At 68.0% G+C, this 3,611-nt stretch carries 4 protein-coding genes; 3 read left to right on the forward strand and 1 reads right to left on the reverse strand.

Annotated elements, in window-relative coordinates; translation table 11 throughout:
* The first annotated feature begins 88 nt into the window (after positions 1-88).
* From AC04L7_RS14470 to AC04L7_RS14480, 3 genes are read left to right on the forward strand one after another with little or no spacing between them, the layout of a single operon-like run.
* Positions 89-859, forward strand: a complete 771-nt coding sequence (locus AC04L7_RS14470; protein WP_296281078.1) for an exodeoxyribonuclease III — start codon at positions 89-91, stop codon at positions 857-859.
* Positions 859-2,193 (forward strand): AmpG family muropeptide MFS transporter, encoded by a 1,335-nt coding sequence (locus AC04L7_RS14475; protein WP_435996358.1) that lies wholly within the window; start codon positions 859-861, stop codon positions 2,191-2,193. Before AC04L7_RS14470 ends, AC04L7_RS14475 begins: the two co-directional genes overlap by 1 nt.
* A 47-nt stretch (positions 2,194-2,240) precedes the next feature.
* Positions 2,241-2,468 (forward strand): hypothetical protein, encoded by a 228-nt coding sequence (locus AC04L7_RS14480; protein ID WP_296281080.1) that lies wholly within the window; start codon positions 2,241-2,243, stop codon positions 2,466-2,468.
* Here AC04L7_RS14480 and AC04L7_RS14485 read toward each other — a convergent pair.
* Positions 2,465-3,604, reverse strand: a complete 1,140-nt coding sequence (locus AC04L7_RS14485; RefSeq protein WP_435996360.1) for an anhydro-N-acetylmuramic acid kinase — start codon at positions 3,602-3,604, stop codon at positions 2,465-2,467. The genes AC04L7_RS14480 and AC04L7_RS14485 overlap by 4 nt on opposite strands.
* Positions 3,605-3,611: the final 7 nt, after the last annotated feature.

Here is a 3,611-nt window from a genome sequence, read left to right on the forward strand (position 1 = left end):
CGACAGGATACCCGCCCTGCGGCGTGCATCGCGCGATGGCCGCGTGGGTTCGGGTACGCTTGCCCGGTTTCCGACGAACGACGTGCACATGCGCATCATCAGCTTCAACGCCAACGGGCTGCGATCGGCAGCCACCAAGGGTTTCTTCGACTGGTTCACGGCGCAGCAGGCCGACGTCCTGTGCGTGCAGGAGACCAAGGCCCAGGAACACCAGCTGGCCGGGCCGGAATTCCTGCCCGCCGGCTACAAGGCCTGGTTCCGCGATGCGAGCACCAAGAAGGGCTACAGCGGCGTGGCGATCTACGCCAAGCGCGAGCCGGACGAGATCCGTACGGCGCTGGGCTGGCCGGACTTCGATGAAGAAGGCCGCTACATCGAGGCGCGCTTCGGCGACCTGAGCGTGGTCTCGTTCTACATCCCGTCCGGCTCCTCGGGCGACGAGCGGCAGGGCTTCAAGTTCAAGGTCATGGACTGGCTGGCGCCGGTGCTGGACGAATGGCGCCGCAGTGGTCGCCATTACGTGCTGTGCGGCGACTGGAACATCGTGCGCAGCCGGCTGGACATCAAGAACTGGACCAGCAACCAGAAGAATTCCGGCTGCCTGCCGCCGGAGCGCGACTGGTTGAACGGTATGTGCGTGGACGACGGGGGCTGGGTCGATGCTTACCGCGCGCTGCACCCGGAAGGGCAGGACTACACCTGGTGGAGCAACCGTGGCGCCGCGCGCGCCAACAACGTGGGGTGGCGCATCGATTATCAGTTCGTCACGCCCTCGCTGCGCGACCGCCTGAAGGCCTGTTCGATCTACCGCGACCAGCGCTTCTCCGACCATGCCCCCTTCACGGTGGACTACACCTGATGACGACCTCCGCCGGCGAACGTCCCGCCAAGCCTTCCGTCTGGCGTGCGTTCGCGCAGCCTTCGGCGTGGACGATGTTCTTCTTCGGCTTCGCCTCGGGCATGCCATTCCTGCTCGTGGCCGGAACGCTGGCGTACTGGCTGACCGAGAACGGGCTGGAACTGAAGAACATCACCCTGATCGCCAGCGCGGGGCTCACCTACACGTTGAAGTTCCTGTGGGCGCCACTGGTGGATCGCTGGCGCCTGCCATTGCTGGGCGGGCTGGGCCAGCGGCGCGGCTGGCTGTTGCTGGCGCTGGGAGTGGTCATCGTCGGTCTGCTGCTGATGGCGCACCTGACACCGGGGACGCTGGCGCCCTTCATCTGGGTCACGCTGCTGACGGCCTTTGCCGGCGCCACGCTGGACATCGCCGTGGACGCTTACCGCATCGAGATCGCACCGCAGGAGTCGCAGGGCGCGCTGCTGGCCACGTATTCGCTCGGCTACCGCATCGCGCTGATCATCACGGGCATGCTCGCCCTGGTGCTGGCCGACCACGTGCCCTGGCCGCAGGTGTATGTCGCCATGGCGGCCTTCATGCTGATTCCGGTCGTCGCCGTATTGCTGGCATCGGAACCGGATGTCGTGCGGGTGCGGATGACGACGTGGGCCGAAGGCCTGCAGGAAGGCGTGGTGGAGCCGTTCCTCGATTTCTTCCGCCGGTTCGGCCCGGCGCTGGCGCTGGCGCTACTGTCGTTCATCCTGCTGGCGAAGATCTCCGACCAGTCGTTGGGCGGCGGCATCATGGCGCCGTTCTACCTCGGCGAGGGTTTCACCAAGACCGAGATCGCGACGGTCACCAAGTTCTATGGCATCTGGGTGGGCCTGGCCGGCGTGTTCCTGGCCGGCATCGCCATCGCCCGCTGGGGCGTGAAATGGCCGCTGCTGGTGGGGATCGTGCTGGGCGCGATCAGCAACCTGCTGTATGTCTGGCTGGTCGGCGCCGATGGCGACGTGTGGAAGCTGACGCTGGTGATCTCGGGCGAGAATCTCGCCCAGGGGTTCCAGGGCACGACCTTGGTGGCGTTCCTGTCCGCGCTGGTCAACCAGCGTTTCACCGCCACGCAGTACGCGCTGTTCTCCTCGCTGGTGATGCTGCCGGGCAAACTGTTGAGCGCGGTGTCCGGCGGCATCGTCGAGCAGACCGGATATGCGGTGTATTTCTGGATCACTGCGCTGGTGGCCGTCCCGGCGGTGATCCTGTTCTTCTGGCTGGCGCCGCGCATCCGGTTCGGCAGCGGCCATGAGGCCGCCACCGGCGTTGACGCGCGCGCGCCGGATACGCCGGCTTGAATGACTGCGCTACAGTTTCCCGCCGGGGCAGGCCAGGGGAGGAGGGGATGACCGACATCGTGCTGAAGGACGTGGACCCGATCCTCGCCGAGCGCATCCGGCGTGTCTCGCAGGCGCGGGGTTGGCCGATCCACGACACCATCTTCAACCTGCTGGAGCAGGGCCTGTTCGTCTGCGAGGCGGAAGTCCGTGGCGGCTTCGACGACCGCGAGGTCAATGCGCTGGCCGAGGCGATCAGCGCGTTGAAGGACGTTCCGTCCGGCAAGGGGTTCTAGGCCGGGTACACCGTGCCGAGCACGCGGCGGCCCGATGCGCCGGTGACGGCGGGCAGGTTGCCGGGGCGACCCGCCAGCGTCTCGCGGGCCAACCACGCGAACCCCATCGCTTCCACATAGTCCGGGTCCAGGCCGTGGGTGGCCGTCGACTCCACCACGGCCTGCGGCATGTAGGCCGCCAGCCGCGCCATCAGCACCGGGTTCCGCACGCCGCCGCCGCAGACCAGGACGCGTCGCGTGTCGGGCTGCGTCATCTGCAGGGCATCGGCCACGGTGCGCGCGGTGAGATCCAGCAGGGTGGCCTGTACATCCTCATTCGATACGGAATTCCCGTCCAGACGGGCCTGCAGCCAGTCCAGATGGAAGTGTTCGCGCCCCGTGCTTTTCGGCGGCGGTGCGGCGAACCAGGGTTCGGCCAGCAAGCGCGCGAGCAACGCCGCATCGACCTGGCCGCTGGCGGCAAAGGCACCGTCGGCGTCGTAGGCGTGCCCGGTATGGCGCTCGCACCAGGCATCCATCAAGGCATTCGCTGGCCCGGTATCGAAGCCGCGGACATCCCCCGCACCCGGCAACAACGTGAAGTTGGCGATGCCGCCCAGGTTGAGCACCGCGCGGTCTTCGTGCGTCGATCCCAGCAGCGCGGCATGGAACGCCGGCATCAGCGGCGCGCCCTGGCCGCCCGCCGCCACATCGCGGCGACGGAAGTCGGCGACCGTTGTCATGCCGCTGCGTTCGGCGATGACGTTGCCATCGCCGAGTTGCCAGGTGAACGGCGGCTCCGCATGCGGCCGGTGGCGCACCGTCTGGCCGTGGGAGCCGATCGCACGGACGCGGCCGCGCGGCACGCCAGCGGCCTGCAGCAGCGACAGCGCGGCATCGGCGAATGCGATGGCGATGCGGGCATCGAGCAGGCCCACCGTATCCAGCGACACGCTGTCCGCACCCTGGCCGAGCGCAACGAGCGTCGTGCGCAAGGCGGGATCCCAAGCGAACGTGTGGCCCCGCACCAAGTCGCACCGCAGGGCGCGGCCCTCACCCTCGAAGCGCACCAGGGCGGCGTCGATGCCGTCGGCGCTGGTGCCCGACATCAGGCCCAGGTAGAGCTCGGAAACGGTGGCGTCGATGGCGTCGGTCATGCGGGAA

The sequence above is a fragment of the Pseudoxanthomonas sp. LjRoot204_2 genome (genome assembly GCF_056175765.1).

Bases quoted from the DNA above. Each gene is read 5' to 3' on its own strand.
- AC04L7_RS14470 (WP_296281078.1), top strand. From the start codon at position 89: ATGCGCATCATCAGCTTCAACGCCAACGGGCTGCGATCGGCAGCCACC.
- AC04L7_RS14475 (WP_435996358.1), top strand. From the start codon at position 859: ATGACGACCTCCGCCGGCGAACGTCCCGCCAAGCCTTCCGTCTGGCGT.
- AC04L7_RS14480 (WP_296281080.1), top strand. From the start codon at position 2,241: ATGACCGACATCGTGCTGAAGGACGTGGACCCGATCCTCGCCGAGCGC.
- AC04L7_RS14485 (WP_435996360.1), bottom strand. From the start codon at position 3,604: ATGACCGACGCCATCGACGCCACCGTTTCCGAGCTCTACCTGGGCCTG.